Here is a 25,271-nt window from a genome sequence, read left to right as displayed (position 1 = left end):
CGGAACCCTGCAACATGACGACGAACGGCAATGTCGCGGCCGCCTGTCTGGCACTGGCGGCCTCGGCAATCCTCAGCTTCATCGACAATTTCGTCCTTGCCGTGTCACAAGAGGCAGGGTTGTGGCAATTCCAGCTGTTTCGCGCCGGTTTTGCCCTGCCGATCCTGTTTCTGGCGGCGCGGCTGTTCCGCCAGCCGATCAGGGCGGCAAGCCCAAGCCGTCTGGCCCTGCGCAGCGCGGCGGTTTCGACCGGTCTGCTGATCTATTTCGCGGCTTTGGGAACGCTGCCTGTCGCACAGGCCGGCGCGGGACTTTTCAGCGCACCGATCTGGGTTCTGCTGCTGTCGGCCATCCTGTTCGGCACCCGTCTTGGCGGCCTGCAACTGCTTGCGATCCTGGCAGGGTTCGGGGGCGCATTGATGTTGCTGCAACCCGATCCGGCCGCCCTCGGCCCCGCATCGCTGATGCCCCTGGCCGCCGGGTTGTTCTATGGCTTCGGCATGCTTCTGACCCGCCATATCTGCGCGTCTGAAACCGCACTGACGATGGCTGTGGGGATCTTCCTTGTCATCGGGACGATCGCGGCCGCCATGCTGGCCCTTGTCAGCCTGTCACCCGGCGCGGATACAACCGGGCCGTTCCTGACCCGTGCCTGGGTAACGCCCAGCCCGCGCTTTCTGGGTCTGACCCTGTTTCAGGCCATTGGCGCGGTGATCGCCGTATCCTTGATTGCGCAGGCCTACCGGATCGGGACGCCCGCCTTCGTTTCGGTCTTTGAATATTCCTTTCTCGTCTTCGCCTGCCTCTGGGGCTTTCTGCTTTGGGGTGTTGCGGCGACCAGCCTTGCCTGGGCAGGCATCGCCGTCATCACGACCGCGGGCCTGGCGATGTCCCTTCTTCAGAAAAGAGAAACCTGATGACCCTGCTTCCCTCTGATCGTGCGCTTGTGCCCTTCGTTTCTGTCCAGCACATGATGGGCCTTGTCCATGAGATCGGCATCGAGAAAATGCTTCTGGATCTGGCGACCGAGATCGAGGGCGATTTCCGGCGCTGGGAAAGCTTTGACAAGACGCCGCGCGTCGCGTCGCATTCGCCCGTCGGCGTGATCGAACTGATGCCCACATCCGACGGCCAGATGTATGGCTTCAAATATGTGAATGGCCATCCCAAGAACACCCGCGAGGGGCTGCAAACCGTCACGGCCTTCGGGTTGCTGGCCGATGTCGAAACAGGCTATCCCAAGCTGCTGACGGAAATGACATTGCTGACGGCGCTGCGCACCGCCGCCACCTCGGCCATGGCTGCGCGGCATCTGGCGCCGGAACAGTCGCGCTGCATGGCGATGATCGGCAATGGTGCGCAGGCAGAGTTTCAATGCCTTGCCTTCAAGGCCGTCTGCGGCATCGACACCGTACGTCTGTACGACATCGACCCCGTCGCGACACGCAAGGCAGCCCGCAACCTGCAGGACAGCGGTCTGACGGTCATCACATGCAAAAGCAGCCAGGAGGCGATCGAGGGCGCGCAGATCATCACCACCTGCACCGCCGACAAGCAATATGCCACGATCCTGACCGACAACATGATCGGCAGCGGCGTGCATATCAACGCCATCGGCGGCGATTGTCCCGGCAAGACCGAACTGCATCGCGACATTCTGATGCGATCGGACATCTTCGTGGAATACCCGCCGCAGACCCGCGTCGAGGGTGAGATCCAGCAGCTGGACCCCGACCATCCCACGACCGAACTGTGGCAGGTCATCACCGGACAGAAACCCGGTCGCAGAGATGGGCGCCAGATCACGCTGTTCGACAGCGTCGGCTTTGCAATCGAGGATTTCTCGGCGCTGCGCTATATCCACCGTGCCATTCAGGGCACCGATCTCTATGTCGAACTGGACCTGCTGGCGGACCCGGACGATCCGCGCGACCTGTTCGGCATGCTGGGTCGGGCACGACCCTGAACCCTTGGCCCATCGTCGCAACGGCGATGGGCGGCGCAATGACCACAGGCAGGCGGGTGGCGTCAGCCGGCCTGGCTCATCGCCGGGTCGGCGGCCGCAATGGCAAGGCCATCCGCGACCGCCGTAAAGACCTCGCTGAAGGAATGGACGGCCTGCGGGAACTGCTGTCGCATCACCTGCGACACCATCGACATCAGGCTGGAGCCCCCGACATAGACCACCTTCTGGACGCGGGCGACATCCAGATCGGCAAGTTTCAGCGTTTCCTGGGCGGCCTCGGCCAATGCGTCGGCATGGCGCGCCAGGCTTTCGGCCAGCGCTTCGGCCGAAAGCGGCACGGCCAGTCCGGGTTCGACCTGATCCAGCAGGATGGACGCCCGATCCCCGGCATTGGCCGCAATCTTGCCCCGCTCGACGGCAAAGCTCAGATCATGGCCCAACTCGTCATCCAGAACCGTCGCCAGCCGGGACAGCTTGTCGGGTTCATGCGCCAGCCGCACCATCTCGGCCGCCAGCCGACGGTTCTGCGGGGTATAGAGAAAGGGGATCTTCTCCCACGTGGCCAGATCGTTGAAGATGGCATTCGGCGTGGGCGAACTGCCGGGCCCCATCGCCTTGCGCAGTTCGGTCCCCTTGCCGAAATGCGGCATCACGTGATCGATGCTGATCGCACGGTCAAAATCGGTCCCGCCGATGCGAACGCCATGATTGGCAAGAATGGCGACGCCGTTGCCATCCGACCGGAACAACGAGAAATCCGATGTCCCGCCCCCGACATCGACGATAAGCCCGATCGACCCCTGTTCCGCCAGGGCGCCGCTGGCGATGGCGGCGGCCTGCGGTTCGGGCATGAACGCCACCTCGCGGAACCCCGCCGCCAGATAGCACGCCCGCAGATCCGCCTCGGCCGCGGCCTCGCGCGGGTCGCCCGCCCCGTGAAACACCACCGGCCGTCCCGAAAGGACGCTGTCGAAGGTCTTGCCGGTTTCGGCCTCGGCCCGCGTTTTCACCTGCGCCAGAAAACGCGCGATGATATCGACGAAGGTCACCCGCTCATTCAGGATCTGCCGGCGCTCATGCATCAGGCTGGTGCCAAGGACGCGCTTCAAAGCCCGCATGAAACGGCCTTCGATACCGTCGATCAGGGCGTGATTTGCGGGTTCGCCCATCAACGTCCTGCGCGCCTCGTAGTCGAAAAAGAAGGTGGTGGGCATCGTGGTCTGACCCGGCGCAAGCTGGATCAGGTGCGGCTGGCCATCCTGCATGTAACCGGCAGCCGTGTTCGACGTGCCGAAATCCACGCCCAGCCCGGGTGATCTTTGCGCCATTGTCGTGTTCCTTGTGACCCACAGGGCCGACGTCCCTAGGCGGCGCGATGAAACCTGTCAAGCGATGGACACGCCCCGCCCGACGCCCAGCGCCGCACGCGCATGAACCGCAAGAATAACCGGTAACAGCTTTGTATCCTGCCCAAGACGCGGGGCGCGATCTTTACGTGATGCGGGTGGCGTATGACGGCTACGGCCTGTTTGATCGGATCGGCCGCGCGCCGACCAATATCAACCGCCTCCAGGGCTTGCTTTCGCTGCAAGACGACGCGGCATCACGCTTGGTTGACAAGGTCGTGTTTCTCACCCACGTTGCGCGGCAATCACCGGGGGTGCTCCGACAGGGGCTGAGATGCGCGAAGGCGCGAACCCTTTCACAGCTGATCTGGGTAATACCAGCGGAGCGAGGTTCAGCATGTTCATAGGCGCACAAGTATCACTATATCCGATGACCTCGGATTTCGTCGGGGTCATCACGTCGGGGCTGCAGGCGATTGATCCCTATCGCGGCGATCTGCGGATCGAGACGGACGACATCTCGACCCTGATGGTGGGTGCGCCCGAACCGCTGTTCGGCGCGATCCGCGACCTGTTCGCCGCCGCGGCCCGCCGCCCCGAACATGTGACCATGCATGTCACCCTGTCGCGCGGCTGCCCCGGCGAGCCCGACGATCCGACCTGCCGTTGCGAGACGCTGCAACGTGCCCAGCATCAATCCCTGTCCGAACGACAGGCGCTTGCGGCCGAGGCGGTGCAGGCGGCGCCGGATCTGGGTGTCGGGATCGATGTGCAGTTCTCGCTTTACGTGATGGGCGAAGGCGACCACATGGCCGAAATCTATGGCTGTATCGATTTTCTGAAGAACCGCGGCACCTTTCTGAAAAGCAAGAACTTCTGCACCCGCCTGCGCGGTGATGCCGGAGCCGTCTTTGAAACGCTGCGCCAGGCCTTCCTGCGTTTCGGTCCGGCCGAGGGTCATGTGACCATCGACCTGACCGCTTCGGCCAACAGCCCCAGCCCGCGCTGATCCGTCGCCTTTCGCGGCACGGGATCGGCATGTGGTGACGCATGGTATTCGTCAGGCATATCCTTCCGCCAACCATTCTGGCCGCCCTGTTCCTGGGCGGCTGGGAAGGCTATGTCGCGGCGTCGGGCGCATCGCCGCTGATCCTTCCCGCGCCCAGCGACGTGATGAACGGCATCATGGTTGAACGCGCCCAGATCGCGCGACACGCGGCGGCGACGATCCGCGTCGCGGCAATCGGGTTCGGCCTGTCGGTCGCCTTTGCGTTTCTTGTATCCGTCGCGCTGCATTTCGCAGGTTGGCTGCGGCGTGGGGTCATGCCGCTGCTGATCGCCAGCCAGACCGTGCCCATTGTCGCGCTGGCCCCGCTGATGGTGCTGTGGTTCGGCTTCGGCCTGCTGCCAAAGGTGCTGCTGGTCATTCTTGTCACCTTCTTTCCGATGGTCGTCAGCCTGACCGCCGGATACGCGACCCTGCCCCGCGCCTTTCGCGATCAACTGGTGTCGATGGGGGCGGGTGGCTGGACGGTGTTTCGCCGCGCGACCCTGCCATCGGCGCGGGGGCATTTCTTCGCCGGGCTTCGCATTTCGGCAACCTATGCGATCGTCGCGACGATCTTTTCCGAATATGCCGGCGCGCGGCAGGGTCTGGGGATCTATATCCTGACCGCCAAGAACAATTTCCGCGCCGATCTGGTGCTGTCGGCGGTCTTTGTTTCGGCGCTGCTGACGCTTGGCCTGCTGGGCCTGATCCAGATCCTCGATCGCGCCACGGGGCGCAGATATCGCAGGCAAACCCATGCTTGAGATCGACAGCCTGACCATCCGCGCCGGGGACCGGCTGCTGGTCGATGACCTTTCCCTGACATTGCAGGCGGGGCAACTGACCTGCCTGATCGGGCCGTCGGGCTGCGGCAAAAGCTCGGTCGTGAAATGGCTGGCGGGGGTGCTGGCGGATGAATTGCGGGTCAAGGGCCGCGCAGGTCTGGACGGCGCGCCGCTGGTGCCGCCCCACGCCCGTATCGCCTATCAGCCACAGCAGGACACGCTGTTTCCCTGGCTGACGATCCTTGAGAACGCTTCCCTTGGCCTTGAAGTCCGTAGCGCGCGCAAGGCGGCGGCCCACGACAGGCTGCGTTCCATGTTCCCCGTTTTCGGGCTCCAGGGACACGAGGACAGCTTTCCCGATCAATTGTCCGGTGGGATGCGGCAACGCGCGGCGTTCCTGCGCACGATGGTTCAGGATGCGGGTCTTCTGCTGCTGGATGAACCCTTCTCGGCGCTGGATGCGGTGACGCGACTGCGGATGCAGGATTGGCTTGTCGCGCGACTGGATGAAAACCCCCGCGCCGTACTGATGGTCACGCATGACCTGTTCGAGGCGACGCAGATCGCCGACCGCGTGCTGGTCATGGCCGCCGCACCGGGCCGCATCACCGCCGATCTTCCCATCACCACGCCCCGACGCGACCGGACCGAGGCCAATCTGGCCGAGACCCGGTCGCGGCTGAAATCCATGCTGTTGAAGGACACCGAATGAATATCCTGCCCCTTGGCCTTGCCGCCGGTCTGATCGCCACCACCGCCAGCGCCGATCAGGTCAGCATCGCGCTGGACTGGACATTGAACACCAACCATATCGGGCTGGTCGTCGCGCAGCAGAAGGGTTTCTTTGACGAGGCCGGCCTGCAAGTCGATATCCTGCCCTATTCCGACAGCGCCTCGACTGCGCTTCTGGCGGCGGGGGCTGTTGATTTCGCCTATATGACCTCGCTTGGCTTCATGAGCGCGAAGGCCGGTGGCGCCGACATCACCGCCCTGTGGGTCACCATGCAGCGCGAGGCCGGGCGGCTGGTCTACAACTCGGAAAATCGTGACATCACCCGCCCCGCTGATCTGGCGGGCAAGACCTATGCCGGTTTCGGCAGCGCCTGGGAAGACGCGCTGATCTCGACCATGATCCGCAATGACGGCGGGACGCCCGAATACGACACCGTGACGCTTGGCACCGGCGCCTACGAGGCACTGGCCACGGGCGCGGTCGATTTCACGCTGGAAGTCGCCACATGGGAAGGCGTGAACAGCGAATTGCTGAACCGCAAGCAGGCGCATTTCACCTATGCCGATTACGGCGTGCCCGATCAGCAGGGCGGCTATATCGGCACGCAATCGGGGATGCTGGCAGACGAACCCGACACCGTTCGCGCCTTCATGACCGCAACCCAGCGCGGATATGAATGGGCCGCCGAAAACCCCGCCGAGGCCGCGCAGATCCTGATCGACAACGGCGATTTCCCGAACGAGGATCTGGTCCGTGGCTCGATGCGGGTGATCGACGCGGGCGGCTATCTGACCGACGGGACCACGCCGGTGGGGCAGATCGACGCCCAGCGATTTTCGACCATGGCGCAGTTCCTTTACGACAGCGGCGTGTTGCGCGACGCGGATGGCCAGCCGCTGACATGGCCGGGCGATGTGTCGAACTGGTACGATCAGGGCTGGATGGCAAACTAGGCCGCGACGGTTTCGCGCCCGGTCGGTTGCGCGATGCCGACCGGGCGGTTATCTGATTCAGGAACGCATTCTCCGAGGTATCCATGATCGTCATCGCTGCCCTTGTTGTCGGGTCCCTTCTGGGCTGGCGTCGCGCTGCAAAGCTGGGCGGCGATCGGCGCGACAAGGCGCAATATGCCGCGGCCTTCGCGCTTGGCTTTGCGATACTTGCGCTGTTCGCCACCGTTCTGCTTGACCGGTCCTTCTGATGTTCATCCCCTTCCTTGACGCGCTGCGCAGGCAAGGGGTTCCAGTATCCCTGCGCGAATGGCTGGACCTGATGGCCGGGATGCAGGCCGATCTGCCCGGCCAATCAGTCGAGGGGTTCTATCATTTCGCGCGCCTGTGTCTGGTCAAGGATGAACGCCATCTTGACCGCTTTGACCGCGCCTTTTCCGAAAGCTTTGCCGGGTTGGAACAGATCCCGGTCGAGGCCCTGGTCCATGAACAGACCATCCCGCGCGACTGGCTGGAAAAGCTGGCCGAAAAGCTGCTGTCCGAGGACGAGCGTGCCGCGATGGAAGGCAGCGGCAGTTTTGAAGAGCTGATGAAAAAGCTGCGCGAAAGGCTGGCCGAACAGCAATCGCGCCATCAGGGCGGCAATAAATGGATCGGTACGGCCGGCACCTCGCCCTTCGGTGCCTATGGCTACAACCCCGAAGGCGTGCGGATCGGTCAGGATGAAAGCCGCCATCGCCGCGCGGTCAAGGTCTGGGACAAGCGCGAGTTTCGCGATTTCGACGATTCGGTCGAACTGGGCACCCGCAATATCAAGGTCGCGCTGAAACGGCTGCGGCAATGGGCGCGGCACGGCGCCGCCGATGAACTGGACCTGCCCGCAACCATCCGCGCCACCGCCGATCACGGCTATATCGACGTGCAGACCCGTCCCGAACGGCGAAACGCGGTCAAGGTGCTGCTGTTTCTGGATGTGGGCGGCAGCATGGATGACCACACGCGGCTGGTCGATGAACTGTTCTCGGCCGCGCGGGCGGAATTCAAGCATATGGAACATTTCTACTTCCATAACTGCCTGTATGAAGGCGTCTGGAAAGACAATCGCCGCCGCTGGACCGAACAGACGCCGACATGGGACGTGATGCATCGCTATGGTGCGGATTACAAATGCATCTTTGTCGGCGATGCCTCGATGTCGCCCTACGAGATCGCCGCCCCAGGCGGCGCGAATGAACACTGGAACCAGGAGGCGGGCGAAGTCTGGTTGCGCCGCGCCTGCGAGACATGGCCCAACCATGTCTGGCTGAACCCGGTGCCCGAACGCCACTGGGGCCATACCCAATCCATCGCCATGATCGGCCAGATCTTTGAACAGCGGATGATGCCGCTGACGCTGGACGGGCTGACACAGGCGATGCGGGTTCTGGGGTGATGCCGGACATCCACTGGCATTCGCGCCCCACGGACCCCACCTGAATCCCATGTTGAAATTCACCCCGATCCTGCTGCTGTTCGCCTATCTGGCCGTGATGTGGATGTTTTCGGCATGGCGCCTGCGCCGCGATCTGGATCAGAATTCGACCCCGCTGAAACATCCGCGCCTGACCCCGATGCTGGAACGGCTGGGCCGGGCGATGGACCTGCCCCCGATCACCGCCCATATCTACGAGGTCGAGCCGATCAACGGCCTCGCCGCCCCCGATGGCCGCATCTTCCTGACCCGCGGCTTCATCCGCAAACTGGACGCCTGCGAGGTCACCCCCGAGGAACTGGCCAGCGTCATCGCCCATGAACTGGGCCATGTCGCCCATGGCCATGCCCGCCGCCGGATGATCGATTTCGCGGGTCAGAACGCCATCCGCGTCGCGCTGGCGACGGTGCTGGGCCGGTTCCTTCCGGGGCTGGGCGCATGGCTTGCCTCGATCGTGGCCAGCGCGGTGGCGGCCCGGTTGTCGCGTCAGGACGAATTCGAGGCCGACCGTTTCGCCAGCGCGCTGATGATCAAGGCGGGTCTGGGCACCGATCCGCAGATTTCCCTGTTTCAGAAACTTGACGCGCTGACCGGGCGCGGCCTGTCGGGAACCCCGGCTTGGCTGATGTCGCACCCCCCGACCAAGCGCCGCATTCAGGCGATCACCGCACATCGCGACCGCTGGTCACCGGGTGAATGACTTGCCCTGCGGCATGATTGGCCTATTCTGACCTGTGTCGAACGAGGCCATTGAATGCCATCAGATTTTCGCCGCAAGGTATTGTATATTCCGGGCTTTGACCCCTTCCCCCCGCGCCGCTACCGCGAATTGTTCCGCCGTGAATCCGCGATGCAGGCCGATATATCCGGCTATCGGATCCAGACCCGGCCACGCCGTCACGGCACGGGCTTTGGCTGGCTGGCGACCGGGCAGTTCGGCGACCGCAGCGTCCAGACCGAGTTTGAGGTTCTGGTCTGGGACGATCTGGTGCAGGCCTCGATGAGCCAGGGGATCGGCGCGACCTATCTGCAACTGCTGATGACGGTCCATGCCTATATCTTCTCGGGCGCGTTCTTCCGGCTGATGCGGCTGCGCCGGGGCCCGGTCCTGGCGGCGCTGTATCCGATTGTCGTGCTGCTGCTGCAACTGATGCTGGCAGGGTTGGCGGCGTGGCTGACAGGCGTGCTGGCCGCGCGGGTCCTGCCCTGGGCATTCGCGCTGATCCCTGCGGCACTGGCGGGCTATGCCGTTCTGGCCGGGTTCCGGCGCATCGATCATCGCCTGTTCGCCTATTATCTGATGCATGATTATGCCTTCACCGCCATGCATCGCGGTGCCTACCCGACGGCGCTGGATCACCGGGTGGAGCAGTTCGCCGAACGCCTGCGCGACGCGCTTGCCGAAAACCCGGACGAGGTTCTGGTCGTCGGCCACAGTTCGGGCGCATATCTGGCGGCCTCGGTCGTGGCGCGATACCTGCGCGACAAGGGTGCACCGCCCGCGCCGCTGTCCCTTCTGACACTTGGTCATGTGGTCCCGATGGCCTCTTTCCTGCCCCGTGCCCGGGCGCTGCGGGCCGATCTGGCACAGCTTGCGACGGCGGACGGGATCTTCTGGCTGGATGTGACCGCACCGGGCGATGCCTGCTGCTTTGGCCTTTGCGATCCGGTCGCGGTCACTGGCGTCGCGGGGCCCGACCAACGCTGGCCGCTGGTCCTGTCGGCGGCCTTCACCCAGACGCTGTCGGATGCGCGACGGAAGGAACTGCGCAACCGCTGGTTCAGGCTGCATTTCCAATACCTGTGCGCCTTCGACCAGCCCGGCGATTACGACTATTTCGCGATCACGACCGGCCCAGTCCCCTTGGCCGAACGGTTTGCGGGCCGCGCCCCCTCGCCCGGGCGGATCGCCACGCCCGCCGGTCCGGGCCTGCCATGAGGCCGCCGAAGCCCGCCGCATCGGGGCGCAGGGGCTCACTCACCCGGCTGATCCGCGGGTTTCGCCGCGATCTTTTATCGGCCCTGCCCGGCCATCTTTACGGCGCGCGCATGGCCGAATTCCGTACCCCGCTGATCCACAGCTTTCTGTGCAACGACCCCGCGCTTGTGCGGCTGATCCTGAAGGAACGACCGCAGGATTTCCCGAAATCCGACCGGCTGCGCGAAGGTCTGGCACCACTTCTGGGCAATTCGATCTTCGTCACCAACGGAGAGGTCTGGCGCAGCCAGCGCCGCATCATCGACCCTGCCTTCGAAGGTGGTCGTCTGCGGCAGGTGTTCCCGGCGATCTGGGATGCCGCCGATGCGGCCATTGCGCGTCTGCGTCCCGGCCCGCAGGATATCGAGCCCGAATGCAGCCATGCCGCCGCCGATGTCATCTTCCGCGCCCTGTTTTCACTGCCCATCGAACATGAACTGGCCGCACAGGTCTTTGCGGCCTTCCGCGAACATCAGCACGCGCAGCCCATCGTCAATCTGGCGGCCCTGCTGCCGATGCCGCGCTGGGTGCCCCGCCTGCATTCGCGCCGGACGCGGCGGACCGCGCAGCAGATCCGGCAACTGATCCGCGATCTGGTCGATGCCCGTCTGCTGGCGATCCGCGAGGGCCGCGCCCCCGACGATCTGGCAACAAAGATCATGACGACCCCGGACCCCGAAACCGGGCTGTGCTTTGATCGCGATCAGATGGTCGATCAGGTCGCGATCTTCTTTCTGGCCGGGCACGAGACCAGCGCCTCGGCCCTGGCATGGGCATTGTGGCTGCTGGCGGCGAACCCGGATTGGCAGGATCGCGTCGCAGCCGAGGGCGCGGCGCTGCGACCCGATTTCGCGGCGCTTTCCGGGTTGAAGGATACGCAGGCGGTCTTTCGCGAAACGCTGCGGCTTTATCCGCCCGTCCCGATGATGGTGCGGCAGGCCACCATGCCCGAACGATTTCGCGACCGCCCTGTACCTGCCGGTGCGCAACTGGTCCTGTCGCCCTGGCATATCCAGCGCAGCCCGCGCCTGTGGGATGCGCCCGACGATTTCGATCCGGGCCGCTGGTTCACGGATCACGGTCGCAGCGCCGCCCGCGACGGTTACCTGCCGTTTTCAGCCGGGGCGCGCGTCTGTCCCGGCGCAGGTTTCGCGATGATCGAAGGTGTGGTGATGCTGGCCCGCCTGACCGCGGCCTTCCGCCTGACGCCAACGGACGACATTCCGGTCCCGGTCGCCCGCCTGACGGTGCGCGGAGAAGATGGCATCCGCATCCGACTGGAACCGCGCTAGATCCACCACCGCCCGGTCAGCGCCAGCCACGCAAGCGATCCGCGCCGCGCGAAGGGCGTCACCGGCGGCTGGTCCAGCCCGGACCTTGCGACGCCGCGCAGGAATGCGCCCGCCCCCGGCCCCGGATAAAGCGCCGCCGCAGCCGATCTGGCGACCTGCCGGTGTTGCCGACGCGCGGTGGCAAACCCCTGCAGGCCGATCCGCGCCAGTTCCTGCACCTCGGCCGCGCCGTCATGTCGCAGGCCAAGCCCCAGCGCCCGCAATTGCGGCAAGGCCCGCAGCCAGGCGGCGATGCCTGCGCCCCGCGCCTGTGCCGCGATCACCTGCTGCGCCTTCGCGCCCAGATGACGCGCCGCCGCCCACATCAACCCGCCTGCCGTTGCATCGATATAGGGGACAACCTCGTCCACGCTGTCAAAGGCATCGCGCCCCGCATCCCGGCGCCGCGCCTCGGCCAGCCCGACCAACGCGCCCGCCTCGCTGCCCCATTCCTGCCACAAGGGGGTCAGGACATCGTGCAGCGGCGGTGCCGTCCCCCTGCCCATCTCGGCCAGCCGATCGACCCACCATTGCAGCCGCATCTCGGCCAGCATCGGCTCGGCCGATTGAAACGGCGCACGTGCGATTTCAAGGTTCAGCGCATATAGCGTGATCAGGCCCGGACGCGACTTCGGCGGTGCGACCAAAGCCGCGCCAAAGCGGTCCGGATCCTGCTGTCTTACCGCCTCGGTGCAGACCTCAAGCGTCACGCGCCGACCGCTTTTGCCAGATCGGCCAATCGCGCGGCGTCAAACCCGGCGGCCAACGACCATTCTGCCCCGGACGCCGTGTCCTTGACCTCGACACCCGCCGATTTGAACCCGTCGCGAATGGCATCCGCCCTGGCGAAATCGCGGGCCTTCCGGGCCTCGCCACGGGCGGCCAGCAGCGCCTCGATCAACGCGGCGGTCTCATCCCCGGCCTCGGCCCAGGCCCCCAGTTCGGGCGTCAGAAAGCCCAGCATCCGCGCGGAAGCCACGAACAGCGGCAGATCATCGCCCGCCACCATTTCGTGCAACGCCGCAATCGCGCCCGCCGTGTTCAGGTCGTCGCCAAGCGCCTCGATCACCGCGGGCGCGGGGCTTGCTGCGGGCTCGATGCCCGCTGCAAGCCCCCGCCACCGCCGAAGCACAGCTTCGGCATCCCGCGCCTTGGCCTCGGTCCAGTCCATCGGTTTGCGATAATGCGTCGACAGCATGACAAAGCGGATCACCTCGCCCGGGACCCCCTGATCCAGAAGATCGCGAACGGTAAAGAAATTGCCCAGGGATTTGGACATCTTCTTGCCCTCAACCTGCAACATCTCGTTATGCAGCCAGACATGGGCGAAATCGCCATCCGGATGGGCGCAGCAGCTTTGCGCCACCTCGTTTTCGTGATGCGGAAACTGCAGATCGATGCCGCCGCCGTGAATGTCGAAACTGGGCCCCAGAAGGGCCGCCGACATGGCCGAGCATTCGATATGCCAGCCCGGACGCCCATTGCCCCATGGGCTGTCCCATCCCGGCTGCCCCTCGCCCGAGGGTTTCCACAGCACGAAATCCATCGGATCGCGCTTGAACGGGGCAACCTCGACCCGTGCGCCCGCGATCATGTCATCGACCGATCGGCCCGACAGCCGCCCGTAATCGGGAAAGGACCGCACGTCGAACAGGACATGCCCTTCGGCCACATAGGCGTGGCGGCGCGTGATCAGATTTTCGATCATCGCGATCATCTGGGTGATGTAATCGGTCGCGCGCGGCTCGTGATCGGGGCGATCGGCCCCCAGCGCGTCCATGTCGGCGTGATACCAGCCGATGGTTTCCTCGGTGATGTCGCGGATCGGGCGCCCGGTGGCTGCGGCCTTGGCGTTGATCTTGTCATCCACGTCGGTGAAGTTGCGCACATAGGTCACGTGACCCGCGCCATAGACCTGCCGCAGCAGACGCACCAGCACGTCAAAGACCAGAACCGGCCGCGCATTGCCCAGATGGGCGCGGTCATAGACGGTCGGCCCGCACAGATACAGCCGGACATTTCGCGGGTCCAGCGGGGTGAAGCTTTCCTTCTTCCGCGTACGGGTATTCGTCAGCCGGATCTCGACCATGATGCGCCTCTGCTCTGAACGTCGGGGCGGCTTAGCCCATCAGCCCCGCGCTTTCCACCCATTCGATCTGGCGCGGCAGGCTGAAGCGTTGCAGATCATAGCCGTTGACGATGGTCTGCCGCGCCGCCTCGCGCAGGCGGGCGGCGTCGGGGTCGCCCGCCAACCCGTGGATCAGCGCCGCGGACAGGGCCGGAACATCGAAGAACGGCACCAGCCGCCCGTTCTGCCCATCGGTGATCAGTTCACGCACCGGCGCCGTGTCCGATCCGACGACATAGCCCCCCGCCGACAGCGCCTCGGTCAGCGACCAGGACAGGACGAAGGGATAGGTCAGATAGCAATGCACCTTGGCCAACTGGATCAGCGACAGATATTCGGCATAGGCCAGCCGCCCGACAAAATGCACCCGGTCCAGATCAAGCGAGGGTCCGACCTCGGCCAGCAGGATGTCCTTCCAGCTGCGCCCATCGCGCGACGGGCTGCCATAGCTGACCCCCTCGCCCCCGACCAGCACCACCTGCGCCTGCGGCCGTTCCTTCAGAACCGCAGGCAGCGCGCGCATGAACACGTGAAACCCGCGATACGGCTCAAGCGAGCGGGACACGAAGCTCAGCACTTCGCTGTCTTTGTCCAGCACCTGCCCGTTCGGCAGCGTCAGGTTTGCATCCGGGTTCGGACAGACGCGGGCCGTGTCGATGCCGTCATGGATCACGGTGATCTTCTGGCGCAGTTCGGGCGGAAAGCTGTCGGCCTGATAGCGGGTCGGCGCGATGGCGGCATCGGCCTGAACGATGCCCTGTATCAGATGCGCGGATCGCGCCACCGTCATGAAACGCGCCTCGTCGCTGTCGGGATGCATCTCGGCATCGAAACCGACATCATGTCCGCGCGTGCGATACATCAGTTCGGCATAGACCAGCAGTTTCGCCTCGGGCCAGATTTCCTTCAGAAACAGCGTCTCGCCCCAGCCCGAATGCCCCACGATCACATCGGGCGAAAACCCGTGCCGGTCGCGCAGCGCCCGCGCGCCGCGTGCCGCCAGCAGGCCGCGTTCGGCGAAATCGGAATAGGTCCGGCCCAGAACGCCGTTGGTCTGCACCGGTTCGGGCGCCTTGTAGCGGACCGTGTTGACCGGACTGGGGCGTTCGTTCTTTTCATCGGTCAGCGCCAGAACCTGATGACCGCGGCGGGCCAGCGCCGGGGCAAGATGCGGAAACTGGCCGGGAAAGTTCTGATGGACAAATAGAATTTTCATGCGCGATCGGGGAAAGCCGCCTTCAGCAAAGTCTTTGTGTAATCGGTGCGCGGGGTGTCGAACACCTCGGCGGCGGTTCCCTGTTCGATGACCTCGCCCGCGCGCATCACCATGATCTGATGCGACATGGCGCGCACGACGCGCAGGTCGTGGCTGATGAACAGGAAGGCAAGCCCGTATTTCTGTTGCAGGCCGCGCAGCAGATCGACGATCTGGACCTGAACCGTCATGTCCAGGGCGCTGGTCGGTTCGTCCAGAACGACGACCTTCGGGCGCAGGATCATCGCACGGGCAATGGCGATGCGCTGTCGCTGGCCGCCACTGAATTCATGCGGATAGCGGTGCATGGTCTCGGGCCTCAATCCGACCTCGGCCATGATCTCGGCCACCAACTGGCGACGGTCCTGATCCTTGTCGATCCCGTGGACGCCCAGCCCCTCGGCGATGATCTGTTCGACCGTCATGCGCGGGCTGAGGCTGCCGAACGGGTCCTGAAACACGATCTGCATGTCGCGGCGCAGGCGGCGCAGCTGTTTGGCGCCCCAGCCGGCGATGTCCTGCCCCATGAAGATGATCGGGCCGTCGCTGTCGATCAGGCGCATGATCGCAAGTGCCAGCGTCGTCTTGCCCGAGCCCGATTCGCCCACGATGCCAAGCGTCTCGCCCGCCCGCACCGACAGGGTCGCGCCGTTCACGGCCTTCACATGGCCTACGGTCTTGCGCAGCAACCCGCGCTGGATCGGGAACCAGACCTTCAGATCCTGCGTCCGGACAAGGGTTTTCGCGCCTGCGGGGATCGGATCGGCGGCGCCGGTCGGTTCGGCTGCCAGCAGCTTGCGGGTGTAGGCGTGCCGGGGATTGGCGAAGATGGCCTCGACCGGGCCCTGCTCGACAATCTCGCCATCCTTCATCACGCAGACCCGGTCCGCGATGCGGCGCACGATGCCCAGATCGTGGCTGATGAACAGCATCGACAGGCGTTCCTGCTGTTTCAGCTCGGCCAGCAGGTCCAGGATCTGGGCCTGGATCGTCACGTCCAGCGCGGTTGTCGGCTCATCCGCGATCAACAGATGCGGCCCGTTCGCCAGCGCCATCGCGATCATCACACGCTGTCGCTGACCGCCCGACAACTGATGGGGGTAATCGGCCAGCCTTGTTTCGGGGTCGCGGATCCCCACGCGGGTCAGCAGTTCGATGATCCGCGCGCGCGCCTTGTCGCCGGTCAGCCCCTGATGCAGCGCGATGCTTTCGGAAAGCTGTTTTTCCAGCGTGTGCAGCGGGTTCAGCGAGGTCATCGGCTCTTGGAAGATGAAGCTGATGTCATTGCCACGGATCTCGCGCAGGGTCCGGTCCGAGGCGCCGACCATCTCGCGCCCCTCGTAGCTGACCGATCCCTCGACCATCGCGGCACCGCCCAGCAGCTGAACCGTCGACAACGCGGTCACCGATTTGCCGGACCCGGATTCGCCCACCAGCGCGACCGTTTCCCCCTGCCCGATGTCAAAGCTGACACCCTTGACGGCGGGAATGATGCGCCCTTCCTGCGAAAAGCTGATGCGCAGATCGCGCACCGACAACACCTTGCCTCCGGGCGCCGGACGCGTCGCGCGACCCTGCGGATTGCCCGGAATGCCCTGCGCGGTGCCGTGATCCTCGGCCACCGCGGCGGCGGCCCCGATGGCGGGGTGGGTCGGGTGCAGTTCGGCGTCCTCGTCAGCGCTCATTTGAAGGTCTTTCGCGGGTCGAACGCATCGCGCACGCCTTCGAAGATGAAGACAAGCAGCGACAGCATGATGGCAAAGGTAAAGAACGCGGTGAAGGCCAGCCAGGGCGCCTGCAGGTTCTGTTTCGCCTGCAGCGCCAGCTCACCCAAGGACGGTGCCGAGGCCGGCAGCCCGTAGCCCAGATAATCCAGCGCGGCCAGGCCACTGATCGTGCCGGTGACCACGAAGGGCAGCATGGTCAGCGTGGCGACCATCGCGTTGGGCAGGATGTGGCGGAACATGATCTTGCGGTCGCTGACCCCCAATGCCCGTGCGGCGCGGACATATTCGAAATTCCGCGCCCGCAGGAATTCTGCGCGCACCACCCCGACCAGCGCCGGCCAGCCGAACAGGATCGTCACAAAGACCAGCAACCAGAAACTGCGCCCCAGAATGGCGAACAGGATGATGATGACATACAGACCCGGCGTCGAGGCCCAGATTTCCAGAACGCGCTGAAAGATCAGGTCGGTCCGCCCGCCGAAATAGCCCTGAACCGCGCCCGCCGCGATGCCGATGGATGAGGCGACGATGGTCACGATCAGCGTGAACAGGATCGACAACCGAAATCCGTAGATCACCCGCGCCAGGACATCGCGGGCGGTGTCGTCGGTGCCCAGCCAATGATCGCCATCCGGCGCGCTGGGGGCGGTGCCGACATTGTTGATGGTCTTGTAATGATAAGGGATCGGCGGCCAGATCATCCAGCCCTGTTCATCCTGCGGCACATCGCTGCTGCCGTCATCGACCGCGGCGATCATGTCTTCGGGATAGTCCCAGCAATCCTGACGTCCGCCGGTGACGATCAGGCATTGCACGGCCTCGTCGCGATAGATCGCCTCGGTCCCGAAATCCCCCCCGAAGGCGGTTTCGGGATAGAACTTGTAGGCGGGAAAGAACAGCTCGCCGCGATAGCTGACGACGATGGGTTTGTCATTGGCCACCACCTCGGCCAGCATGGCGACCACGAACAGGATCGCAAAGATGATCAGCGACCAGAAGGCGCGTCCGTTGCGGCGAAAACTGCGCCAGCGACGCTTGTTCAGTTCCGACAGCGCCATCAGCCCGCCCTCGATTCAAAGTCGATGCGCGGATCGACAAAGACATACATCAGATCCGACAGGATGCCGACGATCAGGCTCATCAGGCCAAAGACATACAGCGTGCCGAAGATTACCGGGTAATCGCGCTGCACCGCCGCCTCAAAGCCCAGACGCCCCAGCCCGTCCAGCGAGAAGATCGTCTCGATCAGGATCGACGCGCCGAAGAATACGCCCAGGAACATCGCCGGAAAGCCCGCGATCACGATCAGCATCGCGTTGCGGAAGACATGGCCGTACAGCACCCGCCGTTCGGTCAGGCCCTTGGCGCGCGCCGTCATGACATATTGCTTGTTGATCTCGTCCAGAAAGCTGTTCTTGGTCAGCAGGGTCAATGTCGCAAAGCTGGAAATCGTCGAGGCGATCACCGGCAGGGTCACGTGCCAGGCGTAATCCTTGATCTGGCCCCAGGTGGACAGGCTGTCGAAATTGTCGCTGACCAGACCGCGCAGGGGAAAGATCTTCCAATAGCTGCCGCCCGCGAACAGCACCATCAGCAGCACCGCGAACAGGAAAGCGGGGATCGCGTATCCCATGATGATGACGCCCGACGTCCATGTATCGAAACGCGAACCGTCGCGCACCGCCTTGCGGATCCCCAGCGGGATCGAAATCAGATAGGCCAGAAGGGTCGACCACAGTCCCAACGTGATCGAGACCGGCATCTTCTCGATCACCAGATCGACCACGCTGATCGACCGGAACCAGCTGGTCCCGAAATCAAAGCGCATATAGTTCCACAGCATCGACAGGAACCGTTCCAGCGGGGGTTTGTCGAAGCCGAATTCCTTTTCAAGCTGGGCAATGAATTCGGGCGGCAGACCGCGGGCGCCTTCGTAGTCGCCCTGCATCTGGCCGCTGCCCGCCTCGTTGCCGCCGCCGGCGATGTTGCGGAATGCGTCGCCTTCGCCCTGGATCTGGGCGGCAATCTGTTCGATCGGCCCGCCGGGGACGAATTGCGTCAGTGTGAAATTGACCAGCATGATGCCGATCAAGGTCGGGATGATCAGCAGCAAACGCCGCAGGATATAGGCGCCCATCAGCCTGTCCTTCTGCCCGCGCCCCGTGGGACATTCCGGGCCTTTGCGGCCCTTGTTCGATTGATCCGTGTTCTGGCCATTCGCGCCGCGAAAATCAAGCGAATTGACCTAGCGCAGCGCACCTTCCGCACGAAGTTTGTCCGCCTTGTCCTTGTCATACCACCAGAAATCCAGCTCACCCAGATCGAAGGGCGGCAGTGTCTCGGGGCGGCCGAACTGGTCGTAATAGGCGACAAGGTGGTGACCGTTATACCATTGCGGCACCCAGAAATGCAGGCTGCGCAGCGCCCGGTCCAACGCGTGCACCCGCGTGGTCAGATCGGCCTGCGTCTCGGCGGCCTCGACGCTGGTGATCAGGGTGTCGATGGCGGGATTGGCCAGCCCCATCGCGTTGAACACATCCCCGACATTGGCCGATCCGAAATATTGCTGCAGGCCCGCGCCGGGGATCGCATCCTGGCCCAGATGGTCCGAGATCAGGTCGAAATCATGGCTGCGCTTGCGGTTTTCGTATTCGGCATTGTCGACACGCACATTGCGGGCATCGACCCCCAGCGCCCGCAGGTTCTGGACAAAGGGATTGATCACGCGATCAAAGGTCTGGCTGTCGTTCAGGATCTCCAGCGTCAGCGCCCGCCCTTCGCTGTTGCGGCGCATTCCGTCATCGCCGACCGTCCAGCCAGCTTCGTCCAGCAACCTGGCCGCCTGACGCAGATTGCGGCGATCCAGCTGGCGTTCACCGCTGGCAGGGGCCATCGCGACCTCATCAGTCAGAATGCCCTGCGGCAGATCGTCGGCCAAAGGCGTCAACAGGTCCAGTTCCTGCGGCGAAGGGGTGCCGGTCGCGGCCAGATCGCTGTTGTCCCAGAAACTGTTCACGCGGTCGTAAAGCCCGTAGAACAGCGCGTCATTCGACCATTCGAAGTTGAACATCAGACCGATCGCCTGACGTACGCGAATATCCTGCCACTTGTCGCGGCGCAGGTTCAGCACCCAGGCCTGACCCGAGGCGATATTGCCATCGTCCAGCGTTTCCTTGACCACCCAGCCCTTTTGCAGCGACGGAAAGTCATAGCGCGTCGCCCAGATGATGCTGCTGACCTCGCGGCGGAAGGTGTATTCGCCGGCCTTGAACGCCTCGAACGCGGCATCGTAATCCGAGAAATATTCGAACCGGATACGGTCGAAATTGTGCCGCCCGACATTGATCGGCAGATCCTTACCCCAGTATTCGGGATCGCGCCGATAGACGACCTTGCGATTGATGTCGGCGCTGTCAAAGACATAGGGACCGGAGCCGATGAAAGCCGCCTGCGAGGGCTGTTCCAGATCGCGGTCATTCTCGGCGAAATCCTTGCGACTGAACACCGGCAGGCTGCCGACCGACTGAATCACGTCGCGGCGGGGATAGTCCTCGGTGAAGATGAATTTGATCGTGTGATCGTCGATCACCTCGGCCTTTCGGACCTGTTGGCCGATCACGACCCGAAACGAGGACAGCCCTTTGTCGCGCAGCGTCTCATAGCTGAACAGCACGTCCTGCGCGGTCAGCGGCGTGCCGTCGCTGAACCTGGCTTCGGGACGCAGGTGGAAGATCACCCAGTCGCGGCTTTCGGGATATTCAAGGCTTTCGCACAGCAGGCAATAGGCGGCGCCAACCTCGTCCGCGGTTCCGGTCAGGATGCTTTCCAGCATGATCGTGGACAGCACCGCGGCCCGTCCGCGAAAGGTGAAGGGGTTGTAATTGTCAAAGCCGCTGGAATTCGGAATCGCCTCGGCGATTTCACCGCCTTTGGGGGCGTCGGCATTCACATAGGGCAGCTGCTGAAAATCGGCGGGCAGCTTGAGTTCGTCGAAGACCCCGATCCCATGCGCGCGGATCACCTGTGCGTCGCCGGTTTCGTCCTGCTGGGCCATGACGGGCAAGGCGGAACAGCCCAAGGCAACACATGTGGACAGAACGAAATGGCGCATCGGCGGCCTCCTGTTGCGAACATCGTCGGCAAGGCTAGGACGGGGCGCCGCGCGGGATCAAGCCGCGTTTTCGTGAGGATGGCAATGGGCCACGAAAAAGGGCGCGACCGCGGCCACGCCCCATTCCTGCGATTTTGCAGTGACTTACTGGACCGATTGCAGATAGGCGATCAGGTCCGCGCGGTCTTCGGGCTTTTTCAGACCGGCAAAGGACATCTTGGTGCCGCTGACGACGCCCTTGGGGTTTTCCAGGAATTCCTGCAGCGCCTCGGGGGTCCAATCGGGCGCTTCGCCGGCATGGGCGACCATCGCGTCGGAATAGGCAAAGCCGTCGATGCCCGCGACCGGACGTCCGACAACGCCGTTCAGATGCGGTCCGACGCCGTCGCTGCCGTCCAGCTTGTGGCAGGCCTTGCATTTGCCAAAGCCCTTTTCACCGGCGGCGGGGTCTGCGGCCTCCATCAGGGCGGCGAAGTCGATCTGCTCTTCTTCTTCGGCGCCGCCTTCGCTGCTGTCCTCGACCGGGATCGAATAGGCCTGTGCGTGTTCTTCGCCATGGCCGCCATGACCGGAGTCCCCGACATGATACAGGCCGCTGGCAGCCCAGTTCGCCAGCATAAGAAACAGCAGTGCGCCGATCAGCGCGCCGGCCGCTTTGGTCACGGTCATGGTGTTGAACATCGCGTGCGATCCCCGCCTTGGTAAGCTCGTCAATTCGCCCGGTATCTATCCGCTTTCGCTTTCCGGGATCAAGGTATAGTTACCTTTAAGACAATCAAAAACCGACATCGGAAGTTGACGATGGCCACGAATCGTATCGCATTTCAGGGTGAGCCCGGCGCCTACAGCCACGAAGCATGCCGCAAGGCACGCCCGGACATGGAGGCCCTGCCCTGCCGCACCTTCGAGGATGTCATCGATGCGGTGCGCAACCATCAGGCCGACCTGGCGATGCTGCCGGTCGAAAACTCGACCTATGGACGTGTGGCCGATATTCATCACCTGCTGCCGGAATCGGGCCTGCACATCATCGCCGAGGCCTTTGTCCGGGTGCATATCAGCCTGTTGGCGGTCCCTGGTACCCAACTGTCCGATATCCGCGAAGCCATGAGCCACACCGTCCTTCTGGGCCAGTGCCGGGGCTTCATGCGTGACCACGGCATTCACGGCATCACCGGCGCGGACACGGCCGGTTCGGCCAAAATCGTCGCGGAACGCAATCAGCCCGCGCTTGCGGCGCTGGCATCGCCGCTGGCCGGCGAGATCTATGGCCTGGACCGTCTGGCAGACGAAATCGAGGATCGTCAGAACAACACGACGCGCTTTCTGCTGATGTCGCGCCAACCCGATCATGAACGCCGTGCCGAAAAGATGCTGACCAGCTTTGTCTTTCGGGTCCGCAACATCCCGGCGGCGCTGTACAAGGCGATGGGCGGCTTTGCGACCAATGGCGTCAACATGACCAAGCTGGAAAGCTATATGGTCGATGGCGTTTTCACCGCGACCCAGTTCTATGCCGATATCGAAGGTCATCCCGACGACCCCGAGGTGCGCCGCGCCCTGGACGAGCTGGGCTATTTCACCTCGACACTGAACATTCTGGGCACCTATCCGGCAGACCCGCTGCGAGAAACGCAGACGCGCAACGGCTGATGCGTCAGCCCTGAAGCGCCTCGACCAGATCGAGGATCCGGCGCTCGAAACGACGATCCAGCTGCGCCTTGCCCAGCTTGGCGGTCTGGATCATCAGGCGTGCGCGCATGTTGCGCGGACGGATCTCGGTTTCGAAGATCAGGCGCGCCCGCTGCCGCGACAACGCCACGACGGTCGCGTCCAGCGTCAGGTCCAGCGACTCGGAACTGCCGCGCATGGACATCCGCTCGGGGCGTTCCAGCTTTGTCGGGGACAGTTGCAAGCGCCGTTCCTTGCCGCGCCAGTCAAAGGCCAGATCCCACCCGAATGCGCCCGCCTGCGGCATATCCGGCTCGATCCGCTGAACCTGAACGCCCCGGCGCATCAACAAACGTTCGATCCGTGGCAGATCGGAAATGGCGTCGAACAACTGGTCCGCTGACAGGTCGCGATCAAGGCGGGTCGAAAATTTCATCAGGCAAACCGAGATTTGGGAAGTGGCAATACACTGACGACCACCTAACCCCAAGCCATGACATGCTTCAACCGGCACTATCTGCCGAACTCGCCCGAAAGAAATTGCGTGACGCGAAGGACACGTTTCCTCGCCAATCGAAGATCCGCGAAATTAAAGGTTGCGATACACAATCCAAGGTTGCAGAACTGAATAGGCGAATTTTCGCTTATTCCGCCCCGCCCGCCGCTGCCCAGACCAGAAGGTCAAACCCTGATGCCCGACGGAACGTCCTGTGAACATGGCATTTACGCCCGATCCGATGCCGACGTCACGGTCGATCTTCGGATCATGGCGACCAGCGATCTTCACATGCAGCTGCTGCCCTATGACTATCTGGCCGGTCGTCCCTGCACCGATCGCAGCCTGACGCAACTGGCAGGCCTGATCGGCGCGATTCGGCAGGAACATCCCAACACGCTTTTGTTCGACAACGGGGATCTTCTGCAGGGAAACCCGATGGGCGACTATCTGGCCGAGGCACCGCAGGCCACGGCCCAGATCCACCCGGCCATCGCGCTGCTGAACGCACTGCGATATGACGCGATCGCCCTGGGCAACCACGATTTCAACTATGGGCTGGGGTTTCTGCGACGCACGCTGCGCCACGCAAATTTTCCCGGCCTTGCCGCGAATATGCGCCTGCGCAGCGGCCCGCAATTCGGCGACTATGTCATCCTGCCGCGCGAGGTGACGACGCGCTGCGGGCAGACCCTCCAGATCCGGGTCGGCGTCATCGGCCTGCTGCCCCCGCAGACCAGCCATTGGGACCGCGATCTGCGCCAGCATGTCGAATGCCACGACATCGTCGAGACGGCGCGACACCTGATTCCGCGGATGCAAGCACAGGGGGCGCAGATCATCATCGCGCTGGCACATTGCGGCATCGGCCCGCTGGACCATCGCCCCGGAATGGAACATGCCGCGACCGCGCTGGCCGCGATTGACGGCATCGACGCCGTGATCGCAGGGCATACGCATAATGTCTTTCCCGGCCCGCATGTCCCTGCCACGCCGGGCGTCGATCCGATACGTGGAACGCTGGCGGGAAAGCCTGCGGTCATGCCGGGCTATGGCGGTTCGCATCTGGGGGTGATCGACCTGCGGCTAAACCGCGACCACGCGGGCGCGTGGCGGCTGGCCGATTTCGGGGCAAAGGCGGTGCCCGTGTCGGGGACCACGACGTCCAGCCCTGATCTGTCGGCCCCTGCATTGGCGGCCCATCGCCACACGCTGCGTCACTATCGTCGGCGCGTGGGGCACAGCCAGACACCGCTGAACAGCTATTTCACCGCGCTTGGGGTCGATGCCGGGCTGCGGCTGGTGAACATGGCCCAGCGCTGGCATGTGCGGCAGCAACTGGCCAAGACGCCCTGGAGGGACCTGCCCGTACTGGCGGCCGCGGCTCCGTTCCGGTCGGGCGGACGCGCCGGGGCCAACGCCTTTACCGATGTCGCGCCCGGCCCGCTGACCCTGCGGGCGCTGGCCGATATCTATGTCTTTCCCAATCACGCCTGCGCCCTGCTGGCCACCGGCGCGCAGCTGGCCGATTGGCTGGAACGCGCGGCGGGCGCCTATTGCCAGATCACCGACAGGTCGGATGGTCAACCGCTGATGAATCCGGACTTTCCGGGCTACAACTTCGACGTGATCGAAGGGCTGACCTGGCAGATCGACCTGACCCGCCCCGCGCTTTACGACCCGTGGGGCGAGCCTGCGCAGCATGGCCCCGGTCGCATCCGCGATCTGCGATTGCAGGGAAATCCTGTGCGCCCGGACGATCGCTTCATTCTGGCCACCAGCAGCTATCGCCTGGCCACCTGCGGCCTTTATGCGCCGCTGGCAACCCAGATGCGCCCGCTGATCAGCGAAGGCCCGATGGTGCGTCAGGTCCTGCGCCAATATGTGCGCAGACGCCGGCGAATCGCGCTGGACCCCGGGCTTGGGCTGCGCCTGCTGGCCCCACCCCAAAGCAAGGTCAGCTATCCGACCGGTCCGGCCGCCGCGCGCCATCTTGACCTGCTGCCCGCGCAGTATCGCGCGTCCATCGCAGGCCATGACGATAGCGGCCATCTGCAACTGTCTTTGCGTTTCTGACGGGTTGCATCTGACCGCCATGCCACATAAATAGGCCGCGAGAGGTTGGCGCGGGCAAGCGTCTCGCCAACCCGGTCAGGTCCGGAAGGAAGCAGCCGCAACGAGTCCCGTTTGGGTCGCTGTCCAGCCTCTCACCCTTTTCCCTGAAATCGTTGATTGATCGCTGGCGTCGCTTGCCGTGTGCAATCGCCTGTCAGAT

General features: G+C 64.0%; 23 protein-coding genes, 1 other RNA gene and 1 riboswitch. Of the genes, 14 read left to right on the top strand and 10 right to left on the bottom strand.

The window, feature by feature from the left end; translation table 11 throughout:
- Nucleotides 1-14 precede the first annotated feature (14 nt).
- Complete coding sequence (locus tag BMX67_RS09890) at nucleotides 15-917, top strand: DMT family transporter (protein ID WP_090734509.1); 903 nt, start codon at nucleotides 15-17, stop codon at nucleotides 915-917.
- Nucleotides 917-1,966 (top strand): ornithine cyclodeaminase, encoded by a 1,050-nt coding sequence (locus BMX67_RS09885; RefSeq protein WP_217645832.1) that lies wholly within the window; start codon nucleotides 917-919, stop codon nucleotides 1,964-1,966. The genes BMX67_RS09890 and BMX67_RS09885 overlap by 1 nt, the downstream gene beginning before the upstream one ends.
- Nucleotides 1,967-2,028: 62 nt before the next feature.
- Here BMX67_RS09885 and BMX67_RS09880 read toward each other — a convergent pair whose 3' ends face one another.
- Nucleotides 2,029-3,294 (bottom strand): Hsp70 family protein, encoded by a 1,266-nt coding sequence (locus tag BMX67_RS09880; RefSeq protein ID WP_090734507.1) that lies wholly within the window; start codon nucleotides 3,292-3,294, stop codon nucleotides 2,029-2,031.
- 318 nt (nucleotides 3,295-3,612) lie between these two features.
- Nucleotides 3,613-3,718: riboswitch (TPP riboswitch) on the top strand.
- On the opposite strand from BMX67_RS09880, the gene BMX67_RS09875 reads away from it, so the two are divergent.
- The 9 genes from BMX67_RS09875 (at nucleotide 3,710) to BMX67_RS09840 (ending at nucleotide 11,569) form a co-directional block, all read left to right on the top strand.
- Entirely contained in the window at nucleotides 3,710-4,321 is a 612-nt protein-coding gene (locus tag BMX67_RS09875; protein WP_090734775.1) for a YkoF family thiamine/hydroxymethylpyrimidine-binding protein, read from the top strand. It overlaps the preceding riboswitch by 9 nt.
- Before the next feature lie 41 nt (nucleotides 4,322-4,362).
- Entirely contained in the window at nucleotides 4,363-5,124 is a 762-nt protein-coding gene (locus BMX67_RS09870; RefSeq protein WP_090734506.1) for an ABC transporter permease, read from the top strand.
- Nucleotides 5,117-5,857, top strand: a complete 741-nt coding sequence (locus BMX67_RS09865) for an ABC transporter ATP-binding protein (protein ID WP_090734504.1) — start codon at nucleotides 5,117-5,119, stop codon at nucleotides 5,855-5,857. The genes BMX67_RS09870 and BMX67_RS09865 overlap by 8 nt, the downstream gene beginning before the upstream one ends.
- On the top strand, nucleotides 5,854-6,831 hold the full coding sequence (locus tag BMX67_RS09860; RefSeq protein WP_090734503.1) for an ABC transporter substrate-binding protein: 978 nt from the start codon (nucleotides 5,854-5,856) through the stop codon (nucleotides 6,829-6,831). The genes BMX67_RS09865 and BMX67_RS09860 overlap by 4 nt, the downstream gene beginning before the upstream one ends.
- 83 nt (nucleotides 6,832-6,914) lie before the next feature.
- Nucleotides 6,915-7,079, top strand: a complete 165-nt coding sequence (locus tag BMX67_RS19575) for a hypothetical protein (protein WP_175479872.1) — start codon at nucleotides 6,915-6,917, stop codon at nucleotides 7,077-7,079.
- Entirely contained in the window at nucleotides 7,079-8,260 is a 1,182-nt protein-coding gene (locus BMX67_RS09855) for a vWA domain-containing protein (protein ID WP_090734501.1), read from the top strand. Before BMX67_RS19575 ends, BMX67_RS09855 begins: the two co-directional genes overlap by 1 nt.
- A gap of 49 nt (nucleotides 8,261-8,309) precedes the next feature.
- A complete protein-coding gene (locus tag BMX67_RS09850) occupies nucleotides 8,310-8,999 on the top strand; it encodes a M48 family metallopeptidase (protein WP_090734499.1) in 690 nt (229 codons plus the stop codon).
- A 54-nt stretch (nucleotides 9,000-9,053) separates the two neighbouring features.
- The gene (locus tag BMX67_RS09845; protein ID WP_090734497.1) at nucleotides 9,054-10,238 is read left to right on the top strand and encodes an alpha/beta hydrolase; all 1,185 of its coding nucleotides are present in this window, start codon (nucleotides 9,054-9,056) and stop codon (nucleotides 10,236-10,238) included.
- Nucleotides 10,235-11,569, top strand: a complete 1,335-nt coding sequence (locus BMX67_RS09840; protein WP_090734495.1) for a cytochrome P450 — start codon at nucleotides 10,235-10,237, stop codon at nucleotides 11,567-11,569. Before BMX67_RS09845 ends, BMX67_RS09840 begins: the two co-directional genes overlap by 4 nt.
- Here the strand turns inward: BMX67_RS09840 and BMX67_RS09835 are convergent.
- From BMX67_RS09835 to BMX67_RS09800, 8 genes are all read right to left on the bottom strand, one after another.
- Nucleotides 11,566-12,318: a squalene/phytoene synthase family protein gene (locus tag BMX67_RS09835; RefSeq protein WP_175479871.1), complete on the bottom strand. Its 753-nt coding sequence runs from the start codon at nucleotides 12,316-12,318 to the stop codon at nucleotides 11,566-11,568. The genes BMX67_RS09840 and BMX67_RS09835 overlap by 4 nt on opposite strands.
- Nucleotides 12,315-13,697 (bottom strand): cysteine--tRNA ligase, encoded by a 1,383-nt coding sequence (gene cysS, locus BMX67_RS09830; RefSeq protein WP_090734492.1) that lies wholly within the window; start codon nucleotides 13,695-13,697, stop codon nucleotides 12,315-12,317. The genes BMX67_RS09835 and cysS overlap by 4 nt, the downstream gene beginning before the upstream one ends.
- Nucleotides 13,698-13,728: 31 nt before the next feature.
- Nucleotides 13,729-14,952: a glycosyltransferase gene (locus BMX67_RS09825; RefSeq protein WP_090734490.1), complete on the bottom strand. Its 1,224-nt coding sequence runs from the start codon at nucleotides 14,950-14,952 to the stop codon at nucleotides 13,729-13,731.
- On the bottom strand, nucleotides 14,949-16,676 hold the full coding sequence (locus BMX67_RS09820; protein ID WP_090734488.1) for an ABC transporter ATP-binding protein: 1,728 nt from the start codon (nucleotides 16,674-16,676) through the stop codon (nucleotides 14,949-14,951). The genes BMX67_RS09825 and BMX67_RS09820 overlap by 4 nt, the downstream gene beginning before the upstream one ends.
- Nucleotides 16,673-17,776 carry an ABC transporter permease gene (locus BMX67_RS09815; protein ID WP_090734487.1) on the bottom strand — a complete coding sequence of 368 codons (1,104 nt, stop codon included), beginning with the start codon at nucleotides 17,774-17,776 and terminating at the stop codon, nucleotides 16,673-16,675. The genes BMX67_RS09820 and BMX67_RS09815 overlap by 4 nt, the downstream gene beginning before the upstream one ends.
- Entirely contained in the window at nucleotides 17,776-18,855 is a 1,080-nt protein-coding gene (locus tag BMX67_RS09810) for a microcin C ABC transporter permease YejB (protein WP_090734485.1), read from the bottom strand. The genes BMX67_RS09815 and BMX67_RS09810 overlap by 1 nt, the downstream gene beginning before the upstream one ends.
- 108 nt (nucleotides 18,856-18,963) lie before the next feature.
- A complete protein-coding gene (locus BMX67_RS09805) occupies nucleotides 18,964-20,829 on the bottom strand; it encodes an extracellular solute-binding protein (RefSeq protein ID WP_090734484.1) in 1,866 nt (621 codons plus the stop codon).
- Between the two features lie 144 nt (nucleotides 20,830-20,973).
- Nucleotides 20,974-21,510, bottom strand: coding sequence for a c-type cytochrome (locus tag BMX67_RS09800; protein ID WP_090734482.1), 537 nt, complete (start codon nucleotides 21,508-21,510; stop codon nucleotides 20,974-20,976).
- A 120-nt stretch (nucleotides 21,511-21,630) separates the two neighbouring features.
- Here BMX67_RS09800 and BMX67_RS09795 point away from each other — a divergent pair, with 120 nt between their 5' ends.
- Entirely contained in the window at nucleotides 21,631-22,482 is an 852-nt protein-coding gene (locus tag BMX67_RS09795) for a prephenate dehydratase (protein ID WP_090734481.1), read from the top strand.
- 4 nt (nucleotides 22,483-22,486) lie between these two features.
- On the opposite strand, the gene BMX67_RS09790 is transcribed toward BMX67_RS09795, so the two are convergent.
- A complete protein-coding gene (locus BMX67_RS09790; protein ID WP_090734479.1) occupies nucleotides 22,487-22,936 on the bottom strand; it encodes an SRPBCC family protein in 450 nt (149 codons plus the stop codon).
- A 255-nt stretch (nucleotides 22,937-23,191) separates the two neighbouring features.
- Between BMX67_RS09790 and BMX67_RS09785 the strand changes: the two genes are divergently transcribed.
- Both BMX67_RS09785 and ffs read left to right on the top strand, forming a co-directional pair.
- The gene (locus BMX67_RS09785) at nucleotides 23,192-25,072 is read left to right on the top strand and encodes a bifunctional 2',3'-cyclic-nucleotide 2'-phosphodiesterase/3'-nucleotidase (protein WP_090734478.1); all 1,881 of its coding nucleotides are present in this window, start codon (nucleotides 23,192-23,194) and stop codon (nucleotides 25,070-25,072) included.
- 39 nt (nucleotides 25,073-25,111) lie between these two features.
- An RNA gene (gene ffs, locus BMX67_RS09780) (signal recognition particle sRNA small type) lies at nucleotides 25,112-25,208 on the top strand.
- The last annotated feature ends 63 nt before the right edge of the window (nucleotides 25,209-25,271 follow it).

This window comes from Paracoccus homiensis (assembly GCF_900111675.1).
Lineage (GTDB): Bacteria > Pseudomonadota > Alphaproteobacteria > Rhodobacterales > Rhodobacteraceae > Paracoccus > Paracoccus homiensis.
This window is presented reverse-complemented; position numbering and strand designations above follow the sequence as displayed.

Coding starts and splice junctions, on each gene's coding strand:
- BMX67_RS19575 (WP_175479872.1), top strand. CDS start 6,915: ATGATCGTCATCGCTGCCCTTGTTGTCGGGTCCCTTCTGGGCTGGCGT.
- BMX67_RS09805 (WP_090734484.1), bottom strand. CDS start 20,829: ATGCGCCATTTCGTTCTGTCCACATGTGTTGCCTTGGGCTGTTCCGCC.
- BMX67_RS09810 (WP_090734485.1), bottom strand. CDS start 18,855: ATGGGCGCCTATATCCTGCGGCGTTTGCTGCTGATCATCCCGACCTTG.
- BMX67_RS09865 (WP_090734504.1), top strand. CDS start 5,117: ATGCTTGAGATCGACAGCCTGACCATCCGCGCCGGGGACCGGCTGCTG.
- BMX67_RS09850 (WP_090734499.1), top strand. CDS start 8,310: ATGTTGAAATTCACCCCGATCCTGCTGCTGTTCGCCTATCTGGCCGTG.
- BMX67_RS09795 (WP_090734481.1), top strand. CDS start 21,631: ATGGCCACGAATCGTATCGCATTTCAGGGTGAGCCCGGCGCCTACAGC.
- BMX67_RS09825 (WP_090734490.1), bottom strand. CDS start 14,952: ATGAAAATTCTATTTGTCCATCAGAACTTTCCCGGCCAGTTTCCGCAT.
- BMX67_RS09880 (WP_090734507.1), bottom strand. CDS start 3,294: ATGGCGCAAAGATCACCCGGGCTGGGCGTGGATTTCGGCACGTCGAAC.
- BMX67_RS09820 (WP_090734488.1), bottom strand. CDS start 16,676: ATGAGCGCTGACGAGGACGCCGAACTGCACCCGACCCACCCCGCCATC.
- BMX67_RS09840 (WP_090734495.1), top strand. CDS start 10,235: ATGAGGCCGCCGAAGCCCGCCGCATCGGGGCGCAGGGGCTCACTCACC.
- BMX67_RS09860 (WP_090734503.1), top strand. CDS start 5,854: ATGAATATCCTGCCCCTTGGCCTTGCCGCCGGTCTGATCGCCACCACC.
- BMX67_RS09885 (WP_217645832.1), top strand. CDS start 917: ATGACCCTGCTTCCCTCTGATCGTGCGCTTGTGCCCTTCGTTTCTGTC.
- BMX67_RS09790 (WP_090734479.1), bottom strand. CDS start 22,936: ATGAAATTTTCGACCCGCCTTGATCGCGACCTGTCAGCGGACCAGTTG.
- BMX67_RS09785 (WP_090734478.1), top strand. CDS start 23,192: ATGCCCGACGGAACGTCCTGTGAACATGGCATTTACGCCCGATCCGAT.
- BMX67_RS09845 (WP_090734497.1), top strand. CDS start 9,054: ATGCCATCAGATTTTCGCCGCAAGGTATTGTATATTCCGGGCTTTGAC.
- cysS (WP_090734492.1), bottom strand. CDS start 13,697: ATGGTCGAGATCCGGCTGACGAATACCCGTACGCGGAAGAAGGAAAGC.
- BMX67_RS09890 (WP_090734509.1), top strand. CDS start 15: ATGACGACGAACGGCAATGTCGCGGCCGCCTGTCTGGCACTGGCGGCC.
- BMX67_RS09870 (WP_090734506.1), top strand. CDS start 4,363: ATGGTATTCGTCAGGCATATCCTTCCGCCAACCATTCTGGCCGCCCTG.
- BMX67_RS09800 (WP_090734482.1), bottom strand. CDS start 21,510: ATGTTCAACACCATGACCGTGACCAAAGCGGCCGGCGCGCTGATCGGC.
- BMX67_RS09875 (WP_090734775.1), top strand. CDS start 3,710: ATGTTCATAGGCGCACAAGTATCACTATATCCGATGACCTCGGATTTC.
- BMX67_RS09815 (WP_090734487.1), bottom strand. CDS start 17,776: ATGGCGCTGTCGGAACTGAACAAGCGTCGCTGGCGCAGTTTTCGCCGC.
- BMX67_RS09855 (WP_090734501.1), top strand. CDS start 7,079: ATGTTCATCCCCTTCCTTGACGCGCTGCGCAGGCAAGGGGTTCCAGTA.